The 21,988-nt window shown below is 54.8% G+C and carries 26 protein-coding genes; all 26 read left to right on the top strand.

The features are described 5' to 3' along the window. Nucleotides 1–179 precede the first annotated feature (179 nt). The 26 genes from rpoB to rpmD all read left to right on the top strand — a co-directional run bounded on the left by rpoB (nucleotide 180) and on the right by rpmD (nucleotide 21,987). Nucleotides 180–4,253 carry a DNA-directed RNA polymerase subunit beta gene (gene rpoB / locus AC3ZVB_RS23395; protein WP_162438841.1) on the top strand — a complete coding sequence of 1,358 codons (4,074 nt, stop codon included), beginning with the start codon at nucleotides 180–182 and terminating at the stop codon, nucleotides 4,251–4,253. A gap of 64 nt (nucleotides 4,254–4,317) precedes the next feature. Further along, on the top strand, nucleotides 4,318–8,517 hold the full coding sequence (gene rpoC, locus AC3ZVB_RS23390) for a DNA-directed RNA polymerase subunit beta' (RefSeq protein ID WP_162438842.1): 4,200 nt from the start codon (nucleotides 4,318–4,320) through the stop codon (nucleotides 8,515–8,517). Between the two features lie 216 nt (nucleotides 8,518–8,733). Next, nucleotides 8,734–9,105: a 30S ribosomal protein S12 gene (gene rpsL, locus AC3ZVB_RS23385; protein WP_002555494.1), complete on the top strand. Its 372-nt coding sequence runs from the start codon at nucleotides 8,734–8,736 to the stop codon at nucleotides 9,103–9,105. A gap of 117 nt (nucleotides 9,106–9,222) precedes the next feature. Beyond that, nucleotides 9,223–9,693 (top strand): 30S ribosomal protein S7, encoded by a 471-nt coding sequence (gene rpsG, locus AC3ZVB_RS23380; protein WP_002555493.1) that lies wholly within the window; start codon nucleotides 9,223–9,225, stop codon nucleotides 9,691–9,693. A gap of 30 nt (nucleotides 9,694–9,723) precedes the next feature. Further along, a complete protein-coding gene (fusA, locus tag AC3ZVB_RS23375) occupies nucleotides 9,724–11,829 on the top strand; it encodes an elongation factor G (RefSeq protein ID WP_162438843.1) in 2,106 nt (701 codons plus the stop codon). Nucleotides 11,830–11,860: 31 nt separating this feature from the next. Then, complete coding sequence (gene tuf, locus AC3ZVB_RS23370; RefSeq protein WP_008145495.1) at nucleotides 11,861–13,054, top strand: elongation factor Tu; 1,194 nt, start codon at nucleotides 11,861–11,863, stop codon at nucleotides 13,052–13,054. A 141-nt stretch (nucleotides 13,055–13,195) separates the two neighbouring features. Continuing rightward, nucleotides 13,196–13,507, top strand: coding sequence for a 30S ribosomal protein S10 (rpsJ, locus tag AC3ZVB_RS23365; protein WP_003186070.1), 312 nt, complete (start codon nucleotides 13,196–13,198; stop codon nucleotides 13,505–13,507). Between the two features lie 80 nt (nucleotides 13,508–13,587). Next, nucleotides 13,588–14,223, top strand: coding sequence for a 50S ribosomal protein L3 (gene rplC / locus AC3ZVB_RS23360; protein ID WP_003186059.1), 636 nt, complete (start codon nucleotides 13,588–13,590; stop codon nucleotides 14,221–14,223). Nucleotides 14,224–14,235: 12 nt separating this feature from the next. After that, a complete protein-coding gene (rplD, locus tag AC3ZVB_RS23355) occupies nucleotides 14,236–14,838 on the top strand; it encodes a 50S ribosomal protein L4 (protein WP_007896707.1) in 603 nt (200 codons plus the stop codon). After that, complete coding sequence (gene rplW / locus AC3ZVB_RS23350) at nucleotides 14,835–15,134, top strand: 50S ribosomal protein L23 (protein WP_002555488.1); 300 nt, start codon at nucleotides 14,835–14,837, stop codon at nucleotides 15,132–15,134. Before rplD ends, rplW begins: the two co-directional genes overlap by 4 nt. Before the next feature lie 14 nt (nucleotides 15,135–15,148). After that, nucleotides 15,149–15,973 (top strand): 50S ribosomal protein L2, encoded by an 825-nt coding sequence (gene rplB, locus AC3ZVB_RS23345; RefSeq protein WP_032884535.1) that lies wholly within the window; start codon nucleotides 15,149–15,151, stop codon nucleotides 15,971–15,973. A 16-nt stretch (nucleotides 15,974–15,989) separates the two neighbouring features. Further along, nucleotides 15,990–16,265 carry a 30S ribosomal protein S19 gene (gene rpsS / locus AC3ZVB_RS23340; protein ID WP_002555486.1) on the top strand — a complete coding sequence of 92 codons (276 nt, stop codon included), beginning with the start codon at nucleotides 15,990–15,992 and terminating at the stop codon, nucleotides 16,263–16,265. Between the two features lie 13 nt (nucleotides 16,266–16,278). Continuing rightward, on the top strand, nucleotides 16,279–16,611 hold the full coding sequence (gene rplV / locus AC3ZVB_RS23335; RefSeq protein ID WP_003103908.1) for a 50S ribosomal protein L22: 333 nt from the start codon (nucleotides 16,279–16,281) through the stop codon (nucleotides 16,609–16,611). Between the two features lie 13 nt (nucleotides 16,612–16,624). Further along, a complete protein-coding gene (rpsC, locus tag AC3ZVB_RS23330) occupies nucleotides 16,625–17,311 on the top strand; it encodes a 30S ribosomal protein S3 (protein ID WP_003176422.1) in 687 nt (228 codons plus the stop codon). 12 nt (nucleotides 17,312–17,323) lie between these two features. Then, complete coding sequence (gene rplP / locus AC3ZVB_RS23325) at nucleotides 17,324–17,737, top strand: 50S ribosomal protein L16 (RefSeq protein WP_008145497.1); 414 nt, start codon at nucleotides 17,324–17,326, stop codon at nucleotides 17,735–17,737. Continuing rightward, nucleotides 17,737–17,928: a 50S ribosomal protein L29 gene (gene rpmC, locus AC3ZVB_RS23320; RefSeq protein ID WP_008030901.1), complete on the top strand. Its 192-nt coding sequence runs from the start codon at nucleotides 17,737–17,739 to the stop codon at nucleotides 17,926–17,928. Before rplP ends, rpmC begins: the two co-directional genes overlap by 1 nt. A gap of 2 nt (nucleotides 17,929–17,930) precedes the next feature. Then, complete coding sequence (gene rpsQ, locus AC3ZVB_RS23315; RefSeq protein WP_003176419.1) at nucleotides 17,931–18,197, top strand: 30S ribosomal protein S17; 267 nt, start codon at nucleotides 17,931–17,933, stop codon at nucleotides 18,195–18,197. A 23-nt stretch (nucleotides 18,198–18,220) separates the two neighbouring features. Then, nucleotides 18,221–18,589, top strand: coding sequence for a 50S ribosomal protein L14 (gene rplN / locus AC3ZVB_RS23310; RefSeq protein ID WP_002555479.1), 369 nt, complete (start codon nucleotides 18,221–18,223; stop codon nucleotides 18,587–18,589). Between the two features lie 11 nt (nucleotides 18,590–18,600). After that, the gene (gene rplX / locus AC3ZVB_RS23305) at nucleotides 18,601–18,915 is read left to right on the top strand and encodes a 50S ribosomal protein L24 (RefSeq protein ID WP_003176416.1); all 315 of its coding nucleotides are present in this window, start codon (nucleotides 18,601–18,603) and stop codon (nucleotides 18,913–18,915) included. Between the two features lie 20 nt (nucleotides 18,916–18,935). Next, on the top strand, nucleotides 18,936–19,475 hold the full coding sequence (gene rplE, locus AC3ZVB_RS23300; RefSeq protein ID WP_003176415.1) for a 50S ribosomal protein L5: 540 nt from the start codon (nucleotides 18,936–18,938) through the stop codon (nucleotides 19,473–19,475). Nucleotides 19,476–19,488: 13 nt separating this feature from the next. Then, nucleotides 19,489–19,794 (top strand): 30S ribosomal protein S14, encoded by a 306-nt coding sequence (gene rpsN / locus AC3ZVB_RS23295; RefSeq protein WP_003176414.1) that lies wholly within the window; start codon nucleotides 19,489–19,491, stop codon nucleotides 19,792–19,794. 210 nt (nucleotides 19,795–20,004) lie between these two features. Continuing rightward, nucleotides 20,005–20,397 carry a 30S ribosomal protein S8 gene (rpsH, locus tag AC3ZVB_RS23290; protein WP_003186040.1) on the top strand — a complete coding sequence of 131 codons (393 nt, stop codon included), beginning with the start codon at nucleotides 20,005–20,007 and terminating at the stop codon, nucleotides 20,395–20,397. Between the two features lie 12 nt (nucleotides 20,398–20,409). Then, nucleotides 20,410–20,943, top strand: a complete 534-nt coding sequence (gene rplF, locus AC3ZVB_RS23285; protein ID WP_003176412.1) for a 50S ribosomal protein L6 — start codon at nucleotides 20,410–20,412, stop codon at nucleotides 20,941–20,943. A 10-nt stretch (nucleotides 20,944–20,953) separates the two neighbouring features. Then, complete coding sequence (gene rplR, locus AC3ZVB_RS23280) at nucleotides 20,954–21,304, top strand: 50S ribosomal protein L18 (protein WP_003186037.1); 351 nt, start codon at nucleotides 20,954–20,956, stop codon at nucleotides 21,302–21,304. A gap of 3 nt (nucleotides 21,305–21,307) precedes the next feature. Further along, complete coding sequence (gene rpsE, locus AC3ZVB_RS23275; protein ID WP_007943782.1) at nucleotides 21,308–21,808, top strand: 30S ribosomal protein S5; 501 nt, start codon at nucleotides 21,308–21,310, stop codon at nucleotides 21,806–21,808. A gap of 2 nt (nucleotides 21,809–21,810) precedes the next feature. Continuing rightward, on the top strand, nucleotides 21,811–21,987 hold the full coding sequence (gene rpmD, locus AC3ZVB_RS23270) for a 50S ribosomal protein L30 (protein WP_003186033.1): 177 nt from the start codon (nucleotides 21,811–21,813) through the stop codon (nucleotides 21,985–21,987). Nucleotide 21,988: the final 1 nt, after the last annotated feature.

Genomic DNA, 21,988 nt, shown 5'->3' with positions numbered 1-21,988 from the left:
CTGATGGCTGGTGGCTCTTGCCACCGGCCTTTTTCCGTTATTGGCAGCCGACTGGGTCGGTGCTGATAACGAGCTGTAACCACCCGATGCGGTGGAGCAAACCATGGGGTTTGCACGATTTTCTGGCTGCTCCCGTCGGGAGGGGCCAAACAAGCAGGTGACCAAGCTGGGGAACGCTGATGGCTTACTCATATACTGAGAAAAAACGTATCCGCAAGGACTTTAGCAAGTTGCCGGACGTCATGGATGTGCCGTATCTCCTGGCAATCCAGCTGGATTCGTATCGTGAATTCTTGCAGGCGGGAGCGACTAAAGATCAGTTCCGCGACGTGGGCCTGCATGCGGCCTTCAAATCCGTTTTCCCGATCATCAGCTACTCCGGCAATGCTGCGCTGGAGTACGTCGGTTATCGCCTGGGCGAACCGGCATTTGATGTCAAAGAATGCGTATTGCGCGGTGTAACTTACGCCGTACCTTTGCGGGTAAAAGTGCGCCTGATCATTTTCGACAAAGAATCGTCGAACAAAGCGATCAAGGACATCAAAGAGCAAGAAGTCTACATGGGTGAAATCCCCCTGATGACTGAAAACGGTACCTTCGTAATCAACGGTACCGAGCGTGTAATCGTTTCCCAGCTGCACCGTTCCCCGGGCGTGTTCTTCGACCACGACCGCGGCAAGACGCATAGCTCCGGCAAACTGCTGTACTCCGCGCGCATCATCCCATACCGCGGTTCGTGGCTGGACTTCGAGTTCGACCCGAAAGACTGCGTATTCGTGCGTATCGACCGTCGTCGCAAGCTGCCTGCATCGGTACTGCTGCGCGCGCTCGGCTATACCACTGAAGAAGTGCTCGACGCGTTCTATACCACCAACGTTTTCCACCTCAGCGGCGAAACCCTCAGTCTGGAACTGATTGCTTCGCGTCTGCGTGGTGAAATCGCTGTTCTTGATATTCAGGACGAGAAGGGCAAGGTCATCGTTGAGGCTGGTCGCCGTATTACTGCGCGCCACATCAACCAGATCGAAAAAGCCGGTCTCAAGACCCTGGAAGTGCCTCTGGACTACGTCCTGGGCCGCACTACCGCCAAGGCCATCGTGCATCCGGCAACCGGCGAAATCCTGGCAGAGTGCAACACCGAGCTGAACACCGAAATCCTGGCAAAAATCGCCAAGGCCCAGGTCGTTCGCGTCGAGACTCTGTACACCAACGATATCGACTGCGGTCCGTTCGTCTCCGACACTCTGAAGATCGACTCCACCAGCAACCAATTGGAAGCGCTGGTCGAGATCTATCGCATGATGCGTCCAGGCGAGCCGCCAACCAAAGACGCTGCCGAGACCCTGTTCAACAACCTGTTCTTCAGCCCTGAGCGCTATGACCTGTCTGCGGTCGGCCGAATGAAGTTCAACCGTCGTATCGGTCGCACCGAGATCGAAGGTTCGGGCGTGTTGTGCAAGGAAGATATCGTCGCGGTTCTGAAGACTCTGGTCGACATCCGTAACGGTAAAGGCATCGTCGATGACATCGACCACCTGGGTAACCGTCGTGTTCGCTGCGTAGGCGAGATGGCCGAGAACCAGTTCCGCGTTGGCCTGGTACGTGTTGAGCGTGCGGTCAAAGAGCGTCTGTCGATGGCTGAAAGCGAAGGCCTGATGCCGCAAGACCTGATCAACGCCAAGCCTGTAGCTGCGGCGGTGAAAGAGTTCTTCGGTTCCAGCCAGCTTTCCCAGTTCATGGACCAAAACAACCCGCTGTCCGAGATTACCCACAAGCGTCGTGTTTCTGCACTCGGCCCTGGCGGTTTGACTCGTGAGCGTGCTGGCTTTGAAGTTCGTGACGTACACCCGACTCACTACGGTCGTGTATGCCCGATTGAAACGCCGGAAGGTCCGAACATCGGTCTGATCAACTCCCTGGCCGCTTATGCGCGCACCAACCAGTACGGCTTCCTCGAAAGCCCGTATCGTGTGGTGAAAGACGCTCTGGTCACCGACGAGATCGTGTTCCTGTCCGCCATCGAAGAAGCTGATCACGTGATCGCTCAGGCTTCGGCAACGATGAACGACAAGAAAATGCTGATTGACGAACTGGTAGCTGTTCGTCACTTGAACGAATTCACCGTCAAGGCGCCGGAAGACGTCACCTTGATGGACGTATCGCCGAAGCAGGTAGTTTCGGTTGCTGCGTCGCTGATCCCGTTCCTCGAGCACGATGACGCCAACCGTGCGTTGATGGGTTCGAACATGCAGCGTCAAGCTGTACCAACCCTGCGCGCTGACAAGCCGCTGGTCGGTACCGGCATGGAGCGTAACGTAGCTCGTGACTCCGGCGTTTGCGTCGTGGCTCGTCGTGGCGGCGTAATCGATTCCGTTGATGCAAGCCGTATTGTGGTTCGTGTTGCTGATGACGAAGTTGAAACCGGTGAAGCCGGTGTCGACATCTACAACCTGACCAAATACACCCGCTCCAACCAGAACACCTGCATCAACCAGCGTCCGCTGGTGCGTAAAGGTGATCGGGTTCAGCGCAGCGACATCATGGCTGATGGTCCGTCCACCGACATGGGTGAACTGGCGCTGGGTCAGAACATGCGCATCGCGTTCATGGCCTGGAACGGTTACAACTTCGAAGACTCCATCTGCCTGTCGGAACGAGTTGTTCAAGAAGATCGCTTTACCACGATCCACATCCAGGAACTGACCTGTGTGGCGCGTGACACCAAGCTTGGGCCAGAGGAAATCACTGCAGACATCCCGAACGTGGGTGAAGCTGCACTGAACAAGCTGGACGAAGCCGGTATCGTTTACGTAGGTGCTGAAGTTGGCGCAGGCGACATTCTGGTTGGTAAGGTCACTCCGAAAGGCGAGACCCAGCTGACTCCGGAAGAGAAGCTCTTGCGTGCCATCTTCGGTGAAAAAGCCAGCGACGTTAAAGACACCTCCCTGCGCGTGCCTACCGGCACCAAGGGTACCGTCATCGACGTACAGGTCTTCACTCGTGACGGCGTTGAGCGTGATGCTCGTGCACTGTCGATCGAGAAGACTCAACTCGACGAGATCCGCAAGGACCTGAACGAAGAGTTCCGTATCGTTGAAGGCGCGACTTTCGAACGTCTGCGTTCCGCTCTGGTCGGCCACAAAGCCGAAGGCGGCGCCGGTCTGAAGAAAGGTCAGGACATCACCGACGAAATTCTCGACGGTCTTGAGCATGGTCAGTGGTTCAAGCTGCGCATGGCTGAAGATGCTCTGAACGAGCAGCTCGAAAAGGCTCAGGCCTACATCGTTGATCGCCGCCGTCTGCTGGACGACAAGTTCGAAGACAAGAAGCGCAAACTGCAGCAGGGCGATGACCTGGCTCCAGGCGTGCTGAAGATCGTTAAGGTTTACCTGGCTATCCGTCGCCGCATCCAACCGGGCGACAAGATGGCCGGTCGTCACGGTAACAAAGGTGTGGTCTCCGTGATCATGCCGGTTGAAGACATGCCGCACGATGCCAATGGCACCCCGGTCGACGTCGTCCTCAACCCGTTGGGCGTACCTTCGCGTATGAACGTTGGTCAGATCCTTGAAACCCACCTGGGCCTCGCGGCCAAAGGTCTGGGCGAGAAGATCAACCGCATGATCGAAGAGCAGCGTAAAGTTGCCGATCTGCGCAAGTTCCTGCACGAGATCTACAACGAGATCGGCGGTCGCAACGAAGATCTGGACAGCTTCTCCGACCAGGAAATCCTGGATCTGGCGAAGAACCTGCGTGGCGGCGTTCCAATGGCCACTCCAGTGTTCGACGGTGCCAAGGAAAGCGAAATCAAGGCCATGCTCAAACTGGCGGACTTGCCAGAAAGCGGCCAGATGCAGCTGACTGACGGCCGCACCGGCAACAAGTTCGAGCGCCCGGTTACTGTTGGCTACATGTACATGCTGAAGCTGAACCACTTGGTAGACGACAAGATGCACGCTCGTTCTACCGGTTCGTACAGCCTGGTTACCCAGCAGCCGCTGGGTGGTAAGGCGCAGTTCGGTGGTCAGCGTTTCGGGGAGATGGAGGTCTGGGCACTGGAAGCATACGGTGCTGCTTACACTCTGCAAGAAATGCTCACAGTGAAGTCGGACGATGTGAACGGCCGGACCAAGATGTACAAAAACATCGTGGACGGCGATCACCGTATGGAGCCGGGCATGCCCGAGTCTTTCAACGTGTTGATCAAAGAAATTCGTTCCCTCGGCATCGATATCGATCTGGAAACCGAATAACACGTGACGCGAATCGAGAGCGGGGCAGGATTGCCCGCTCTCTGCTCCGCCAGGAGGAAAGGCCTTGAAAGACCTACTGAATTTGCTGAAAAACCAGGGTCAAGTCGAAGAGTTCGACGCCATCCGTATTGGATTGGCATCGCCTGAGATGATCCGTTCGTGGTCATTCGGTGAAGTTAAAAAGCCGGAAACCATCAACTACCGTACGTTCAAACCTGAGCGTGACGGCCTGTTCTGCGCCAAGATCTTTGGCCCGGTAAAGGATTACGAGTGCCTGTGCGGTAAGTACAAGCGCTTGAAGCACCGTGGTGTGATCTGCGAGAAGTGCGGCGTTGAAGTCGCGCTGGCTAAAGTTCGTCGTGAGCGCATGGCGCACATCGAACTGGCCTCGCCAGTTGCCCACATCTGGTTCCTGAAATCGCTGCCGTCGCGTATCGGTTTGCTGATGGACATGACCCTGCGTGATATCGAACGCGTTCTCTACTTCGAGAGCTATGTCGTTATCGATCCAGGCATGACCACCCTTGAAAAAGGTCAGCTGCTGAACGACGAGCAGTACTTCGAAGCGCTGGAAGAGTTCGGCGACGATTTCGATGCCCGCATGGGTGCCGAAGCTGTCCGCGAACTGCTGCACGCTATCGACCTGGAGCACGAGATTGGTCGTCTGCGTGAAGAAATTCCGCAAACCAACTCCGAAACCAAAATCAAGAAGCTGTCCAAGCGTCTGAAGTTGATGGAAGCCTTCCAGGGTTCCGGCAACCTTCCAGAATGGATGGTGCTGACCGTTCTGCCGGTTCTGCCGCCAGATCTGCGTCCACTGGTCCCGCTGGATGGCGGTCGCTTCGCGACTTCCGACCTCAACGATCTGTATCGTCGAGTGATCAACCGTAACAACCGCTTGAAGCGTCTGCTCGATCTGTCCGCTCCGGACATCATCGTGCGCAACGAAAAGCGTATGTTGCAGGAAGCCGTCGATGCACTGCTCGACAACGGCCGTCGTGGCCGCGCTATCACCGGTTCGAACAAGCGTCCTCTGAAATCCCTGGCTGACATGATCAAGGGTAAGCAGGGTCGTTTCCGTCAGAACTTGCTCGGTAAGCGTGTTGACTACTCGGGTCGTTCGGTAATTACCGTGGGCCCGACCCTGCGTCTGCACCAGTGCGGTCTGCCGAAGAAGATGGCTCTCGAGCTGTTCAAGCCGTTCATTTTCGGCAAGCTGGAAATGCGTGGTCTCGCTACCACCATTAAAGCTGCAAAGAAAATGGTTGAGCGCGAACTGCCAGAGGTTTGGGACGTTCTCGCTGAAGTGATCCGTGAACACCCGGTTCTCCTCAACCGTGCACCGACCCTTCACCGTCTGGGTATCCAGGCGTTTGAACCGGTACTGATCGAAGGTAAGGCTATCCAGCTGCACCCTCTGGTCTGTGCTGCGTACAACGCCGACTTCGACGGCGACCAAATGGCCGTACACGTACCGCTGACACTGGAAGCCCAGTTGGAAGCGCGTGCGTTGATGATGTCGACGAACAACATTCTGTCGCCAGCCAACGGTGAGCCAATCATCGTTCCTTCGCAGGACGTTGTATTGGGTCTGTACTACATGACGCGTGAAGCGATCAACGCCAAGGGCGAAGGTCGTGTGTTCGCGGATCTGCAAGAAGTTGACCGCGTGTTCCGTGCCGGCGAAGCCGCACTGCACGCTAAAGTCAAAGTGCGGATCCACGAAACCGTCAACGATCGTGATGGTGGCAGCGTCAAGAACACCCGTATCGTCGACACCACTGTCGGCCGTGCGCTGTTGTTCCAGGTTGTTCCGCCTGGTCTGTCGTACGACGTCGTCAACCAGCCGATGAAGAAAAAAGCGATCTCGAAGCTGATCAACCAGTGCTACCGCGTGGTTGGTTTGAAAGAGACCGTGATCTTCGCTGACCAGTTGATGTACACCGGTTTTGCCTATTCGACCATTTCCGGCGTTTCCATCGGTGTTAACGACTTCGTTATCCCGGATGAAAAAGCCCGCATCATCAATGCTGCTACTGATGAAGTGAAAGAGATCGAAAGTCAGTACGCCTCCGGCCTGGTAACCCAGGGCGAGAAGTACAACAAAGTGATCGACCTTTGGTCCAAGGCGAACGACGAAGTTTCCAAGGCAATGATGGCTAACCTCTCGAAAGAGAAAGTCATCGACCGCCATGGCGTCGAAGTCGACCAAGAGTCTTTCAACTCGATGTACATGATGGCCGACTCGGGCGCACGGGGTTCTGCTGCGCAGATCCGTCAGCTCGCCGGTATGCGTGGCCTGATGGCCAAGCCGGACGGTTCCATCATCGAAACCCCGATTACTGCGAACTTCCGTGAAGGTTTGAGCGTACTTCAGTACTTCATCTCGACTCACGGTGCTCGTAAAGGTTTGGCGGATACCGCGTTGAAAACTGCGAACTCCGGTTACCTGACTCGTCGTCTGGTAGACGTGGCGCAGGATCTGGTTGTGACCGAGATCGATTGCGGCACCGAACATGGCCTGGTAATGACTCCGCACATTGAAGGCGGTGACGTTGTTGAGCCGTTGGGTGAGCGCGTATTGGGTCGAGTTATCGCCCGTGACGTGTTCAAGCCAGGTACCGAAGAAATCATCGTTCCTGCCGGTACGCTGGTAGACGAGAAGTGGGTCGAGTTCATCGAGCTGAACAGCATCGACGAAGTGATCGTGCGTTCGCCGATCAGCTGCGAAACCCGCTATGGCATTTGCGCCAAGTGCTACGGCCGTGACTTGGCTCGTGGTCACCAGGTGAACATCGGTGAAGCGGTCGGCGTTATCGCTGCCCAGTCCATCGGTGAGCCGGGTACCCAGCTGACCATGCGTACGTTCCACATCGGTGGTGCGGCAAGCCGGACCTCCGCAGCTGATAGTGTTCAGGTGAAGAATGGCGGTACCGTCCGTCTGCACAACCTGAAGCACGTTGAGCGAGTGGATGGTTGCCTGGTTGCTGTATCCCGTTCCGGTGAGCTGGCAATCGCTGATGACTTCGGTCGTGAGCGCGAGCGCTACAAGCTGCCGTACGGTGCTGTGATTTCGGTTAAAGAAGGTGACAAGGTCGACGCTGGCGCAATCGTGGCCAAGTGGGATCCGCACACTCACCCAATCGTTACCGAAATGAAAGGTACCGTGACCTACGTGGGCATGGAAGAAGGCATCACGATCAAGCGTCAGACTGACGAATTGACCGGTATGACCAACATTGAAGTACTCGACGCCAAAGACCGTCCAGCTGCCGGTAAAGATATCCGTCCTGCTGTGAAAATGGTTGATGACAACGGCAAGGATCTGTTGCTGCCAGGTACTGACGTTATCGCTCAGTACTTCCTGCCAGCCAACGCCCTGGTCGGTGTTGCGGATGGTGCGAAGATTGCGATCGGTGATGTTATCGCTCGTATCCCGCAAGAGACTTCGAAGACCCGTGACATCACCGGTGGTCTGCCACGTGTTGCCGACTTGTTCGAAGCACGTCGTCCGAAAGAAGCCTCGATTCTGGCTGAAGTCAGCGGCACCATCGCGTTCGGTAAAGAGACCAAAGGCAAGCGCCGTCTGGTTATCACCCCGAACGACGGTACCGATCCGTACGAAGAGCTGATTCCGAAGTGGCGTCACCTGAACGTCTTCGAAGGCGAACAGGTAAACCGCGGCGAAGTTATCTCCGACGGCCCGAGCGATCCACACGACATCTTGCGTCTGCTGGGTGTGAGTGCGCTGGCCAAGTACATCGTGAATGAGATCCAGGACGTTTATCGTCTGCAAGGCGTGAAGATCAACGACAAGCACATCGAGACCATTCTGCGTCAGATGTTGCGTAAGGTTGAAATCGCTGAATCCGGCGACTCGACTTTCATCAAGGGCGACCAGATGGAGTTGACTCACGTTCTGGTAGAGAACGAGCGTCTGGCTGGCGACGAGAAATTCGTTTCCAAGTTCACTCGCGTACTGTTGGGTATCACCAAGGCGTCGTTGTCCACCGAATCGTTCATCTCGGCGGCTTCCTTCCAGGAAACCACTCGCGTACTGACCGAGGCGGCTGTAACCGGCAAGCGCGATTACCTGCGCGGCCTGAAAGAAAACGTGGTCGTGGGTCGTCTGATCCCGGCAGGTACTGGTCTGGCTTATCACAGCGAGCGCAAGCGTCGCCGTGATGCTGACAAACCATTGCGCGTAAGCGCCAGTGAAGTGGAAGCTGCACTGACCGAAGCGCTGAACTCTAGCGGTAACTGAGTTCTGCGATAAATGAGCGTGAGGCCCTGATCGTTCCGTTCATCGAATCCAGACATTTTGTCGAGGTTGGATGAGCGGGAAGGTCGGGGCCTTGCCTTGACTGGGGGCAAGATCCTCTTTAGACTCTTGTACCCCTAAATTTGGCGGGAATTCGTTCCTGCCATTTTGCTTTTCTTGCAAGACAATAGCGTCGCAAGACAACAGTGGAGCTAGTAGATGGCAACTATCAACCAGCTGGTACGTCAGCCGCGTAAGCGTATCGTCGAGAAATCCGACGTACCTGCGCTGCAGAACTGCCCGCAACGTCGTGGCGTATGCACCCGTGTGTATACCACCACGCCGAAAAAACCTAACTCGGCACTGCGTAAAGTATGCCGTGTGCGTCTGACCAACGGTTTCGAGGTTTCCTCGTACATCGGCGGTGAAGGCCACAACCTGCAAGAGCACAGCGTGGTACTGATCCGCGGCGGTCGTGTAAAAGACTTGCCAGGTGTTCGTTACCACACCGTACGCGGTTCTTTGGATACTTCCGGCGTTAAAGGTCGTAACCAGGGTCGTTCGAAGTACGGTACCAAGAAGCCTAAGTAGTAGCGGCTTTTTGTAAAACTGATTTTCTATTTTTCTGAGTCGATAAGAGTAAGGTCGGAGGCGTCCCGTAAGGGCACCGATTCCGAGCGAACCTGAAGACCGTTTGAGGGCTTATCCATGCCAAGAAGACGCGTAGCAGCCAAGCGCGAAGTGCTTGACGATCCAAAATACGGAAGCCAAATCCTGGCCAAGTTCATGAACCACGTTATGGAAAGCGGTAAGAAAGCCGTTGCCGAACGTATCGTTTATGGCGCGCTGGAAAAGGTTAAAGAACGCAAGAACAGCGACCCCCTGGAAATCTTCGAGAAAGCTCTCGACGCCATCGCTCCGCTGGTCGAAGTGAAGTCGCGCCGTGTAGGCGGTGCTACTTACCAGGTTCCGGTCGAAGTTCGTCCGTCCCGTCGTAACGCCCTGGCAATGCGCTGGTTGGTAGACTTCGCCCGTAAGCGCGGCGAGAAGTCTATGGCTCTGCGTTTGGCTGGCGAACTGTTGGACGCTGCCGAAGGTAAAGGTGCTGCAGTTAAGAAGCGTGAAGACGTGCACCGTATGGCTGAAGCCAACAAGGCTTTCTCGCACTACCGCTTCTAATTTTAGCGTCACTAATTTTGCGAGGGCTTTATGGCTCGTACAACACCGATTAATCGCTACCGTAACATTGGTATCGTTGCTCACGTGGATGCTGGTAAAACCACCACCACCGAGCGCGTCCTTTTTTACACTGGCAAAAGTCACAAAATGGGCGAGGTGCATGACGGCGCCGCGACCACAGACTGGATGGTTCAGGAGCAGGAGCGTGGTATTACCATTACTTCTGCTGCCATTACCGCCTTCTGGCAGGGTTCCGAGAAGCAGCACAAGGACCAATACCGCTTTAACGTCATCGACACCCCGGGCCACGTTGACTTCACTATTGAAGTTGAGCGTTCCCTGCGTGTTCTCGACGGCGCGGTTGTTGTGTTCTGCGGCACCTCGGGTGTTGAGCCTCAGTCGGAAACCGTATGGCGTCAAGCCAACAAGTACGGCGTTCCACGTCTTGTTTACGTAAACAAGATGGATCGTGCTGGTGCGAACTTCCTGCGCGTGATCGGTCAGATCAAGCAGCGTCTGGGTCATACTCCGGTGCCAATCCAGTTGGCTATCGGTTCAGAAGACAATTTCCAGGGTCAGATCGATCTGATGGCCATGGAAGCTGTTTACTGGAATGACTCTGACAAAGGCATGACTCCACGTCGCGAGCCTATCCCTGCTGAACTGCAGGAATTGGCTGACGAGTGGCGCGGCAACATGGTTGAGGCTGCGGCCGAAGCCAGCGAAGAACTGATGAACAAGTACCTCGAAGGTGAAGAACTCACCAACGCGGAAATCAAAGCCGCTCTGCGTCAGCGTACTATCGCTGGTGAGATCGTCTTGGCTGTTTGTGGTTCTTCCTTCAAGAACAAGGGTGTTCCCCTGGTTCTCGACGCCGTTATCGATTACCTGCCTGCTCCAACTGACATTCCTGCCATCAAGGGTACTGACCCGGATGACGAGGAAAAGCAAATGGAGCGTCATGCAGATGACAGCGAGCCGTTCTCGGCTCTGGCTTTCAAAATCGCTACCGACCCATTTGTGGGTACCTTGACCTTCGTTCGAGTTTACTCGGGCGTGTTGGCCTCCGGCGACGGCGTGATCAACTCGGTTAAGGGCAAGAAAGAGCGCGTGGGTCGTATGGTGCAAATGCACGCAAACGCCCGTGAAGAAATCAAGGAAGTGCGCGCTGGTGACATCGCGGCCTTGATCGGCATGAAGGACGTCACCACTGGTGAAACCTTGTGCAGCGCTGACAAGCCAATCATCCTGGTTCGCATGGACTTCCCGGAGCCGGTTATTTCGGTTGCCGTTGAGCCTAAGACCAAGGATGACCAGGAAAAAATGGGTATCGCTCTGGGCAAGCTTGCTCAGGAAGATCCATCTTTCCGCGTCAAGACTGATGAAGAGACTGGTCAAACGATCATCTCTGGCATGGGCGAGTTGCACTTGGACATCCTGGTTGACCGGATGCGCCGTGAGTTCAACGTCGAAGCCAACATCGGTAAGCCTCAGGTTTCTTATCGTGAGCGCATCACGAAGAACTGTGAGATTGAAGGCAAGTTCGTTCGTCAATCCGGCGGTCGTGGTCAGTTCGGCCATTGCTGGATCCGTTTTGCTCCTGCTGACGAAGGTCAGGAAGGTCTGCAATTCGTGAACGAAGTAGTGGGTGGTGTGGTTCCTAAGGAATACATCCCGGCTATCCAGAAGGGCATTGAAGAGCAGATGAAGAACGGCGTTGTTGCCGGTTATCCGCTGATCGGCCTGAAGGCTACTGTGTTTGATGGTTCCTACCACGACGTCGACTCCAACGAGATGGCGTTTAAGGTGGCTGCTTCCATGGCAACCAAGCAACTGGCCCAGAAGGGTGGTGGTGAGTTGCTTGAGCCAATCATGGCGGTAGAGGTTGTTACACCTGAAGACTATATGGGTGACGTGATGGGCGACCTTAACCGTCGTCGCGGCATGATCCTGGGTATGGAAGATACGGTTTCCGGCAAAGTAATTCGTGCCGAGGTTCCGTTGGGTGAGATGTTTGGTTACGCAACCGACGTTCGCTCCATGTCCCAAGGTCGCGCAAGCTACTCTATGGAATTCAAAAAATACAATACGGCTCCGTCGCACATCGTCGAAACCGTTACCAAAAAACAAGGCTGATTCAGCCCCTTTAGGCTAGGAGTTAATTGTCGTGGCTAAAGAAAAATTTGACCGTACCCTCCCGCACGTCAACGTTGGCACCATCGGTCACGTCGACCACGGTAAAACCACGCTGACCGCTGCTCTGACTCGTGTTTGCTCCGAAGTTTTCGGTTCGGCCGTTGTTGCTTTCGACAAAATCGACAGCGCTCCGGAAGAAAAAGCTCGTGGTATCACCATCAACACCGCGCACGTTGAATACAACTCGCTGATCCGTCACTACGCTCACGTTGACTGCCCAGGTCACGCTGACTATGTGAAGAACATGATCACCGGTGCTGCACAGATGGACGGCGCTATTCTGGTTTGCTCGGCCGCTGATGGTCCGATGCCACAGACTCGTGAGCACATCCTGCTGTCCCGTCAGGTTGGCGTTCCGTACATCGTTGTCTTCCTGAACAAGGCTGACATGGTAGACGACGCTGAGCTGCTGGAACTGGTTGAGATGGAAGTGCGCGATCTGCTGAGCACTTACGACTTCCCGGGCGACGACACTCCGATCATCATCGGTTCCGCTCTGATGGCTCTGAACGGCCAAGATGACAACGAAATGGGCACCACTGCCGTTCGTAAACTGGTTGAGACTCTGGACAGCTACATCCCAGATCCAGTTCGTGTTATCGACAAGCCGTTCCTGATGCCAATCGAAGACGTATTCTCGATCTCGGGTCGCGGTACTGTTGTGACCGGTCGTATCGAGCGCGGTATCGTCAAGGTTCAGGATCCACTGGAAATCGTTGGTCTGCGTGACACTACTGTCACCACCTGCACCGGTGTTGAAATGTTCCGTAAGCTGCTCGACGAAGGTCGTGCGGGCGAGAACTGCGGCGTGCTGCTGCGCGGCACCAAGCGTGACGACGTTGAGCGTGGCCAGGTTCTGGTCAAGCCAGGTTCGGTTAAGCCGCACACTACCTTCGAAGCTGAAGTGTACGTGTTGAGCAAAGAAGAAGGCGGTCGCCACACTCCGTTCTTCAAAGGCTACCGTCCACAGTTCTACTTCCGGACCACTGACGTGACCGGTAACTGCGAACTGCCGGAAGGCGTTGAAATGGTAATGCCAGGCGACAACATCAAAATGGTTGTCACCCTGATCAAAACCATCGCAATGGAAGATGGTCTGCGTTTCGCTATTCGTGAAGGCGGTCGTACCGTCGGCGCTGGCGTCGTAGCCAAAATCATCGCTTAATAAGTGATGACTTGAAAAAGCCCCCGCCTAGCGGGGGCTTTTTTATTGGGTTGACACTGTAGTAGCCCGTCTATAGAATTGCGCCTCCTTTTAACGGGCGTATTGCGCTCGCTGGGAATAGCAGCCGGAGTCTGAAATCCAATGCAAAATCAGCAAATCCGTATCAGGTTGAAGGCTTTTGACCATCGCCTGATCGACCAATCCACCCAGGAAATCGTGGAAACCGCGAAACGTACTGGTGCTCAAGTGCGTGGTCCAATTCCACTGCCTACCCGTAAAGAGCGGTTCACCGTTCTGGTCTCCCCGCACGTCAACAAAGACGCGCGTGACCAGTACGAGATCCGTACTCATAAGCGCGTTCTGGACATCGTCCAGCCAACGGATAAAACCGTTGATGCACTTATGAAGCTTGATCTTGCGGCCGGTGTGGAAGTGCAGATCAGCCTCGGCTAAGACTCGGTCTTAGTCGTGTAACGCTCTGAAATGGGCGGCCATAGCGGGTGAAAGCCCCGTACACTCATGAGGTTTACAACATGACTATTGGTGTAGTCGGTCGTAAATGCGGTATGACCCGTATTTTCACCGAAGAAGGTGTCTCCATTCCGGTCACGGTCATTGAGATCGAGCCGAATCGCGTCACCCAGTTCAAAACTGAAGAGACCGATGGCTATCGTGCAGTGCAAGTCACTGTAGGCGAGCGTCGTGCTTCGCGTGTTACAGCTGCTCAGGCTGGCCACTTCGCTAAGGCGAACGTTGCCGCTGGTCGTACCGTAATGGAATTCCGTCTTGAAGAAGGCGAGTACCAGGCCGGCGATCTGATCAACGCTGAAATCTTCGCTGCTGGTCAACTGGTTGATGTAACCGGTCAGTCCAAGGGTAAAGGCTTCCAGGGTACGATCAAGCGTTGGAACTTCCGCGGGCAAGATAATACCCACGGTAACTCCGTGTCCCACCGCGTTCCAGGCTCTATCGGCCAGTGCCAGACTCCTGGTCGTGTATTCAAGGGCAAAAAAATGTCCGGTCATATGGGCGCTGAGCGCGTGACCGTGCAGTCCCTCGAAGTAGTGCGCGTGGACGCTGAACGCAATCTGTTGTTGGTCAAGGGCGCTGTTCCTGGCGCTACTGGCGGCAACTTGGTTGTACGTCCAGCAGCCAAGGCTCGCGGTTAAGGGGAAGCTGACATGCAATTAAATGTAAATGACGCTCAAGCGATCGAAGTTTCCGAACTGACATTTGGCGGCGAATTCAACGAGACGCTGGTTCACCAAGCAGTCGTGGCCTACATGGCCGGCGGCCGTCAAGGTAGCAAGCAGCAAAAGACCCGTTCCGACGTTCGTGGTGGCGGTAAGCGCCCATGGCGTCAGAAAGGTACTGGCCGTGCTCGTGCCGGTACTATCCGTAGCCCAATCTGGCGTGGCGGCGGTACCACTTTCGCAGCTCGTCCTCAGGATCACACCCAGAAGCTGAACAAGAAGATGTATCGCGCAGCAATGCGTTCCATCCTTGCTGAGCTGGTGCGTACTGATCGTCTGGTTGTGGTTCAGGACTTCGCTGTTGATGCACCGAAGACCAAAGATCTGCTGAACAAACTGACCGGCATGGGCCTGACTGACGTCTTGATCGTGTCTGAAGTGGTTGATCAGAACCTGTACCTGGCTGCTCGTAACCTGCCACACGTTGATGTACGTGACGTGCAAGGTTCCGATCCAGTTAGTCTGATCGCATACGACAAGGTGTTGATCACCGTGTCGGCCGTGAAGAAATTCGAGGAGCTGCTGGGATGAACCAGGAACGCGTATTTAAAGTTCTGCTTGGCCCGCACGTTTCCGAGAAGGCTACGGTTCTGGCTGACAAGAAAGGCCAGTTCGTTTTCAAGGTTGCAACTGACGCAACCAAGCTGGAAATCAAGAAGGCCGTCGAAAGCCTGTTCAGCGTGAAAGTAGAGCGTGTTACTACCCTGAATGTTCTGGGTAAGAGCAAGCGCACTGCTCGCGGTCTGGGCAAGCGTAATGACTGGAAGAAGGCAGTTATCTCCCTTCAGCCAGGCCAAGATCTCGATTTCAGCAGCAGTGCTGAGTAAGGAAGGGGTGCATCATGGCAATCGTTAAATGCAAACCGACTTCCCCTGGCCGCCGTTTTGTGGTCAAGGTGGTCAACCAGGAGCTGCATAAAGGCGCTCCTCACGCACCGCTGCTCGAGAAAAAATCGAAGACTGGTGGTCGTAACAACAATGGTCGTATTACCACTCGTCACATCGGTGGTGGCCATAAGCAGCATTATCGTCTGGTCGATTTCCGTCGCAACGACAAAGATGGCATCACTGCCACTGTCGAGCGCATTGAATACGATCCAAACCGTACTGCTCACATCGCTCTGCTGCTGTACGCAGATGGCGAGCGTCGCTACATCATCGCCCCTAAAGGCGTGAGCGCTGGCGACCAGCTGATCGCAGGTGCTCTGGCACCGATCAAGCCGGGCAACGCTCTGCAACTGCGTAACATTCCAGTTGGTAGCACCGTACACGGCATCGAATTGAAGCCAGGTAAAGGCGCGCAAATCGCTCGTTCCGCTGGTGCTTCGGCTCAGCTGATCGCTCGTGAAGGTGTCTACGTGACCCTGCGTCTGCGTTCTGGTGAGATGCGTAAAGTGCTGGCTGAATGCCGCGCGACCCTGGGTGAAGTCTCGAACTCCGAGCACAGCCTGCGTTCGCTGGGTAAAGCTGGTGCCAAACGCTGGCGTGGCGTTCGCCCAACCGTTCGTGGTGTTGCCATGAACCCGGTTGACCACCCACATGGTGGTGGTGAAGGTCGTACCTCTGGTGGTCGTCATCCGGTATCGCCATGGGGCTTCCCGACTAAGGGCGCGAAGACTCGTGGTAATAAGCGTACCGACAAAATGATCGTCCGTCGTCGCAAGTAAATAGAGGGATACGACAGTGCCACGTTCTCTGAAAAAAGGTCCTTTTATTGATCTTCACCTACTGAAGAAGATCGAAGTGGCGGCGGAAAAGAACGATCGCAAACCAGTTAAAACCTGGTCGCGTCGTTCGATGATCCTGCCACAAATGGTCGGTTTGACCATTGCAGTGCATAACGGTCGTCAACATGTTCCAGTTCTCGTGAACGAAGACATGGTCGGCCACAAACTAGGCGAGTTTGCCGGTACCCGCACATATCGTGGGCACGTGGCAGACAAGAAAGCCAAGCGTTAAGGGGTAAGGAACGATGGAAGTAGCCGCTAAGTTGTCGGGCGCTCGAATCTCCGCCCAGAAAGCCCGCTTGGTCGCCGACCAGATCCGCGGGAAGAAGGTGGGCGAAGCGCTCAACCTGTTGGCTTTCAGCAGTAAGAAAGCCGCCGAGATCATGAAGAAAGTGCTGGAGTCGGCCGTAGCCAACGCCGAGCATAACGAAGGCGCAGACGTTGATGACCTTAAAGTCAGCACCGTTTTCGTCAACGAAGGGCGTTCGCTGAAGCGAATCATGCCACGAGCCAAAGGCCGTGCTGATCGCATCGTCAAGCGGTCTTGCCATATCACTGTCAAGGTTGCTGACAAGTAACGGAGTCGAAGAGATGGGTCAGAAAGTACATCCCATTGGCATTCGCCTGGGAATCGTCAAGGAGCACACCTCCGTCTGGTACGCAGACGGTCGGACTTATGCGGACTATTTGTTCGCTGATCTGAAGGTGCGTGAGTATCTCCAAGACAAACTAAAAAGCGCGTCCGTAAGCCGTATCGATATCCATCGTCCGGCTCAAACAGCACGTATCACCATCCACACCGCTCGTCCAGGTATCGTTATCGGGAAGAAAGGTGAAGATGTTGAGAAACTGCGTCAGGACCTGACCAAGCAAATGGGTGTGCCTGTGCACATCAATATCGAAGAAATCCGCAAGCCGGAACTCGACGGTATGTTGGTTGCGCAGAGCGTAGCTCAGCAGCTGGAGCGCCGCGTAATGTTCCGTCGCGCTATGAAGCGCGCTGTACAGAACGCCATGCGCATTGGTGCCAAAGGCATCAAAATCCAAGTGAGCGGTCGTCTCGGCGGTGCTGAAATCGCACGTACTGAATGGTATCGCGAAGGTCGTGTGCCACTGCACACCCTGCGTGCCGACATCGACTATGCCAACTACGAAGCTCACACCACTTATGGTGTGATCGGTGTAAAGGTTTGGATCTTCAAAGGCGAAGTAATTGGTGGTCGCCAAGAAGAGCTGAAACCACAAGCACCAGCGCCTCGTAAAAAAGCTGCTAAGTAAGGGGTACGCCAAATGTTGCAACCAAAGCGTACGAAGTTCCGCAAGCAGATGACAGGCCACAACCGTGGTCTGGCACAGCGCGGTAGCAAAGTCAGCTTCGGCGAGTTCGCGCTGAAGTCTGTAGCTCGTGGTCGTCTCACCGCTCGTCAGATCGAGTCAGCGCGTCGTGCTCTGACCCGTCACGTTAAACGTGGCGGCAAGATCTGGATCCGTGTATTCCCGGACAAGCCTATTTCCAAAAAGCCACTCGAAGTTCGGATGGGTAAAGGTAAGGGTAGTGTGGAGTACTGGGTTGCCCAGATTCAGCCAGGTAAAGTCCTGTATGAAATCGAGGGTGTAACTGAAGAGCTGGCGCGTGAGGCTTTTGCCCTGGCTGCTGCAAAGCTGCCGCTCGCCACCGCCTTTGTTAAACGGACGGTGATGTGATGAAAGCGAATGAACTTCGTGAAAAAGACGCGCCGCAGCTTAACGAGCAACTGCTCGGCCTGCTGCGCGACCAGTTCAATCTGCGTATGCAGAAAGCAACTGGCCAGTTGGGGCAGTCTCACCTGCTCCGGCAAGTTAAGCGTGACATCGCTCGCGTGAAGACTGTGCTCAAACAGCAGGCAGGTAAGTAATCATGGCTGAAGCCGAAAAAACCGTCCGTACGCTGACTGGCCGTGTTGTCAGCGACAAAATGGACAAGACCATCACCGTTCTGATCGAGCGTCGCGTTAAGCACCCGATCTACGGTAAATACGTTAAGCGTTCGACTAAGCTGCACGCGCACGACGAAACCAATCAGTGCCACATCGGCGACAAAGTCACTATTCGTGAAACTCGTCCTTTGGCCAAGACCAAGTCTTGGGCGCTGGTTGATGTTCTCGAACGCGCTGTGGAAGTCTAAGGACTAGGGGTCGGAGAAATTATATGATTCAGACTCAATCCATGCTCGATGTGGCCGATAACAGCGGCGCTCGCCGCGTTATGTGCATCAAGGTGCTGGGTGGCTCCCATCGTCGTTACGCTGGTATCGGTGACATCATCAAAGTTACCGTGAAGGAAGCAATTCCTCGCGGTAAAGTGAAAAAAGGCCAAGTGATGACTGCTGTTGTAGTCCGCACTCGTCACGGCGTACGTCGTGCTGATGGCTCCATTATCCGCTTTGATGGCAACGCTGCTGTTCTTCTGAACAACAAGCAAGAGCCGATCGGCACCCGTATCTTTGGGCCAGTGACCCGTGAACTTCGTACTGAGAAGTTCATGAAGATCGTCTCGCTCGCCCCAGAAGTGCTGTAAGGAGATCCGACATGCAAAAGATTCGTCGTGACGACGAGATCATCGTGATCGCCGGCAAAGACAAAGGTAAGCGCGGTAAGGTGCTTAAGGTTCTCGCTAACAACCGTTTGGTTATTGGCGGTCTGAACCTGGTTAAGCGTCATACCAAGCCTAACCCTATGTCGGGCGTGCAAGGCGGTATCGTCGAAAAAGAAGCTCCGCTGGATGCTTCTAACGTCGCCATTTTCAACGGCGAAACCAACAAGGCTGATCGCGTTGGTTTCAAAGTAGAAGACGGCAAGAAAATTCGTGTCTTCAAGTCGACCCAAAAAGCGGTTGATGCTTGAACACTGCTAGGTAGAAGACCATGGCACGACTAAAAGAGATTTACTGGAAGGAAATCGCACCGAAACTTAAGGAAGAACTTAAGCTTTCGAACGTGATGGAAGTTCCACGCGTTACAAAAATCACCCTGAACATGGGTCTGGGCGAAGCGGTCGGTGACAAGAAAGTCATCGAGCACGCTGTTGCCGACCTGGAAAAGATCACCGGTCAGAAAGTCGTTGTGACTTACGCTCGGAAATCCATCGCTGGCTTTAAAGTCCGTGAAGGTTGGCCGATCGGCGTCAAAGTGACTCTGCGCCGTGAGCGTATGTACGAATTCCTGGATCGTCTGCTGTCGATCTCCCTGCCTCGGGTTCGCGACTTCCGCGGCCTGAATGCCAAGTCCTTCGATGGTCGTGGTAACTACAGCATGGGCGTAAAAGAGCAGATCATCTTCCCGGAAATCGACTACGACAAGATCGATGCTCTCCGCGGTCTGGACATTACCCTGACCACCACTGCCAAGAACGATGATGAAGGTCGCGCGCTGCTGCGTGCTTTCAAATTCCCGTTCCGCAACTGATTGGAGTAGGAAAATGGCCAAGATGAGCATGAAAAACCGCGAGCTGAAGCGTCAGCTCACGGTTGCCAAGTACGCCAAAAAGCGTGCAGCACTGAAAGCTATCATCGTTGATCTGAACGCAAGTCCAGAAGCACGTTGGGAAGCTACAGTAGCTCTGCAGAAGCAGCCACGTGACGCAAGCGCTTCGCGCATGCGTAACCGCTGCCGCCTGACCGGTCGTCCACACGGCGTTTACCGCAAGTTCGGCCTTGGCCGTAACAAGCTGCGTGAAGCTGCAATGCGTGGTGACGTACCTGGTCTGGTTAAAGCCAGCTGGTAAGCAATATCAAAGTCTCGGTGCTTGGGATCGCAAGATCCTGACCACCGGTGACCTTGAACTTGAATCAAGCCCCTTTTGGGGCTTGATTCATTTGTGGGGTGTGTCTAGAATACCCGGCTCGCCTGAGCCCGTGCTTTTTTCGCATGGATGTACTCGGCGACACGTAGTAGCCGCAAGGCTAATTTTTTGTGTATTAGGAGCGTCTAGCCCATGAGTATGCAGGACCCGTTAGCGGACATGCTAACTCGAATCCGTAATGCCCAGATGGCTGAAAAGTCCGTCGTAAGCATGCCATCTTCTACTTTGAAGGTAGCTGTTGCCAAAGTCCTGAAGGACGAAGGTTACATTGCGGGTTATCAGATCAGCAGCGAAATCAAACCACTGCTGTCTATCGAGCTGAAATATTTCGAAGGCCGTCCGGTCATCGAAGAAGTGAAGCGCGTTAGCCGTCCAGGCCTGCGTCAGTACAAGTCCGTCGATGATCTGCCGAAAGTTCGTGGCGGTCTCGGTGTGTCTATCGTCTCCACCAACAAAGGTGTGATGACGGATCGTGCTGCGCGCGCTGCCGGTGTCGGCGGCGAAGTTCTTTGCACTGTGTTCTAAGGGGGGATAAGCATGTCACGCGTCGCTAAGAACCCCGTTAAGCTGCCAGCCGGTGTCGAAGTCAAATTCGCAGGCCAACAGCTTTCGGTGAAGGGTGCCAAGGGCACTCTCGAACTGAACATCCATTCGTCCGTTGAGATTGTTGAAGAAGCCGGTGAGCTGCGTTTTGCTGCTCGCAATGGCGATCAACAGACTCGCGCAATGGCTGGTACCACTCGTGCGTTGGTAAACAACATGGTCCAAGGCGTAAGCCAAGGCTTCGAGCGCAAGCTCCAGCTGGTCGGTGTTGGTTACAAAGCGCAAGCAAAAGGCACAGTGCTGAACCTGGCTCTTGGCTTCTCGCACCCAGTGGATTATGAACTGCCGGAAGGCATCACCGCTGAGACTCCTAGCCAGACCGATATCCTGATCAAGGGCATCGATAAGCAGCTGGTAGGTCAAGTGGCCGCCGAGATCCGCGACTTCCGTCCACCAGAGCCGTACAAAGGCAAAGGTGTGCGCTACGCGGACGAAGTCGTCCGTCGTAAAGAAGCCAAGAAGAAGTAGGGCATAGCAAATGACCGACAAAAAAGTTACTCGACTGCGTCGCGCTCGCAAAGCACGCCTGAAAATGCACGAACTCGAAGTCGTGCGTCTCTGCGTGTTCCGCTCGTCGCAGCACATTTACGCCCAGGTCATTTCGGCCGACGGCAACAAAGTCCTGGCATCCGCCTCGACTTTGGATAAAGAACTGCGTGATGGCGCCACTGGCAACATCGACGCGGCCACTAAGGTTGGCCAGCTGGTCGCTACGCGTGCTAAAGCCGCTGGCGTCTCGCAGGTGGCTTTCGACCGCTCTGGCTTCAAGTACCACGGCCGCGTCAAGGCGCTGGCTGATGCTGCTCGTGAAGCTGGGCTGGAGTTCTAAGTTATGTCAAATAACGACCAAAAGCGCGACGAAGGCTACATTGAGAAGCTGGTTCAAGTTAACCGCGTAGCCAAAACCGTTAAAGGCGGCCGTATCTTCACTTTCACCGCGTTGACCGTGGTTGGTGATGGTAAAGGGCGTGTTGGCTTCGGCCGTGGCAAGTCACGTGAAGTGCCTGCTGCGATCCAGAAGGCAATGGAAGCTGCTCGCCGCAACATGATCCAAGTTGACCTGAACGGCACTACCCTGCAGTACGCAATGAAGTCCGGTCACGGCGCTTCGAAGGTGTACATGCAGCCTGCTTCTGAAGGTACCGGTATCATCGCTGGCGGCGCTATGCGTGCTGTCCTCGAAGTTGCTGGTGTTCAGAACGTTCTGGCCAAGTGCTACGGCTCGACTAACCCGGTAAACGTGGTTCACGCCACTTTTAAAGGTTTGAAAGCTATGCAGTCTCCTGAATCCATTGCCGCCAAGCGTGGCAAAAGCGTCAAGGAGATCTTCTGATCATGGCTACCGTTAAAGTTACGCTGATCAAAAGCATGACCGGCCGCATCCCTAACCACAAACTGTGCGTTAAGGGTCTGGGTCTGCGTCGCATCGGTCACACTGTAGAAGTACTTGATACTCCCGAGAATCGCGGGATGATCAACAAGGCTTACTACATGCTGCGTGTCGAGGGTTAAT

The organism is Pseudomonas sp. MDV22-iso1 (assembly GCF_058145095.1).
This window is presented reverse-complemented; position numbering and strand designations above follow the sequence as displayed.

Excerpts from the sequence above, each read along its gene's own strand:
- rplV (WP_003103908.1), top strand. The coding sequence starts at position 16,279 with ATGGAAGTAGCCGCTAAGTTGTCGGGCGCTCGAATCTCCGCCCAGAAA.
- rplR (WP_003186037.1), top strand. The coding sequence starts at position 20,954 with ATGACCGACAAAAAAGTTACTCGACTGCGTCGCGCTCGCAAAGCACGC.
- rpsH (WP_003186040.1), top strand. The coding sequence starts at position 20,005 with ATGAGTATGCAGGACCCGTTAGCGGACATGCTAACTCGAATCCGTAAT.
- rpsN (WP_003176414.1), top strand. The coding sequence starts at position 19,489 with ATGGCCAAGATGAGCATGAAAAACCGCGAGCTGAAGCGTCAGCTCACG.
- fusA (WP_162438843.1), top strand. The coding sequence starts at position 9,724 with ATGGCTCGTACAACACCGATTAATCGCTACCGTAACATTGGTATCGTT.
- rpsJ (WP_003186070.1), top strand. The coding sequence starts at position 13,196 with ATGCAAAATCAGCAAATCCGTATCAGGTTGAAGGCTTTTGACCATCGC.
- rplN (WP_002555479.1), top strand. The coding sequence starts at position 18,221 with ATGATTCAGACTCAATCCATGCTCGATGTGGCCGATAACAGCGGCGCT.
- rpsC (WP_003176422.1), top strand. The coding sequence starts at position 16,625 with ATGGGTCAGAAAGTACATCCCATTGGCATTCGCCTGGGAATCGTCAAG.
- rplP (WP_008145497.1), top strand. The coding sequence starts at position 17,324 with ATGTTGCAACCAAAGCGTACGAAGTTCCGCAAGCAGATGACAGGCCAC.
- rplE (WP_003176415.1), top strand. The coding sequence starts at position 18,936 with ATGGCACGACTAAAAGAGATTTACTGGAAGGAAATCGCACCGAAACTT.
- rplF (WP_003176412.1), top strand. The coding sequence starts at position 20,410 with ATGTCACGCGTCGCTAAGAACCCCGTTAAGCTGCCAGCCGGTGTCGAA.
- rpmD (WP_003186033.1), top strand. The coding sequence starts at position 21,811 with ATGGCTACCGTTAAAGTTACGCTGATCAAAAGCATGACCGGCCGCATC.
- rpsL (WP_002555494.1), top strand. The coding sequence starts at position 8,734 with ATGGCAACTATCAACCAGCTGGTACGTCAGCCGCGTAAGCGTATCGTC.
- rpsE (WP_007943782.1), top strand. The coding sequence starts at position 21,308 with ATGTCAAATAACGACCAAAAGCGCGACGAAGGCTACATTGAGAAGCTG.
- rplX (WP_003176416.1), top strand. The coding sequence starts at position 18,601 with ATGCAAAAGATTCGTCGTGACGACGAGATCATCGTGATCGCCGGCAAA.
- rpoB (WP_162438841.1), top strand. The coding sequence starts at position 180 with ATGGCTTACTCATATACTGAGAAAAAACGTATCCGCAAGGACTTTAGC.
- rpmC (WP_008030901.1), top strand. The coding sequence starts at position 17,737 with ATGAAAGCGAATGAACTTCGTGAAAAAGACGCGCCGCAGCTTAACGAG.
- rplD (WP_007896707.1), top strand. The coding sequence starts at position 14,236 with ATGCAATTAAATGTAAATGACGCTCAAGCGATCGAAGTTTCCGAACTG.
- rpsQ (WP_003176419.1), top strand. The coding sequence starts at position 17,931 with ATGGCTGAAGCCGAAAAAACCGTCCGTACGCTGACTGGCCGTGTTGTC.
- rpsG (WP_002555493.1), top strand. The coding sequence starts at position 9,223 with ATGCCAAGAAGACGCGTAGCAGCCAAGCGCGAAGTGCTTGACGATCCA.
- rplW (WP_002555488.1), top strand. The coding sequence starts at position 14,835 with ATGAACCAGGAACGCGTATTTAAAGTTCTGCTTGGCCCGCACGTTTCC.
- rplC (WP_003186059.1), top strand. The coding sequence starts at position 13,588 with ATGACTATTGGTGTAGTCGGTCGTAAATGCGGTATGACCCGTATTTTC.
- rplB (WP_032884535.1), top strand. The coding sequence starts at position 15,149 with ATGGCAATCGTTAAATGCAAACCGACTTCCCCTGGCCGCCGTTTTGTG.